1 protein-coding gene is annotated in these 360 nt (G+C 68.6%); it reads left to right on the forward strand.

Going from position 1 to position 360, the window contains the following annotated elements; genetic code table 11:
* Nucleotides 1-119 precede the first annotated feature (119 nt).
* The coding region (locus BVI061214_RS00175) for a hypothetical protein (protein WP_248841676.1) at nt 120-360 on the forward strand (241 nt) is incomplete at its 3' end.

The raw sequence follows: 360 nt of genomic DNA on the forward strand, positions 1-360 counted from the left end.
TTCAACCTGCTGGACGGCGAAGCGTACTGGGGCGAGCTACCCGAAGTCCTGGAGCGGGTCCTGAAGGGCCTCAGGCGGGCCTTGAAGGAGCGGGAGAAGGAGTTGCAGGAGGTGTAGGGATGATGATGACCCTGATGATGACCCTAGGGACGGCCCTTCTCATTGGCTTGGGGCCCGGGTGGGCCCCGCCGCCTCTCCTGGCGTTGGCCCTTCTGACCCGGGCCCAGGCCCTTGGCCCCGTGGGGGTCCTGGTGGGGACCTTCACGGGCACGGCCGTGGCCAACACTCTGGCCCACCAGGGCTACCAGGTGGGGGAGGCCCTTGGCTTCCCCTTCCTGGGCCTCTGGGGCGGCTTGGTCC

It is taken from the genome of Thermus aquaticus (genome assembly GCF_001280255.1).
GTDB classification, from domain to species: domain Bacteria; phylum Deinococcota; class Deinococci; order Deinococcales; family Thermaceae; genus Thermus; species Thermus aquaticus.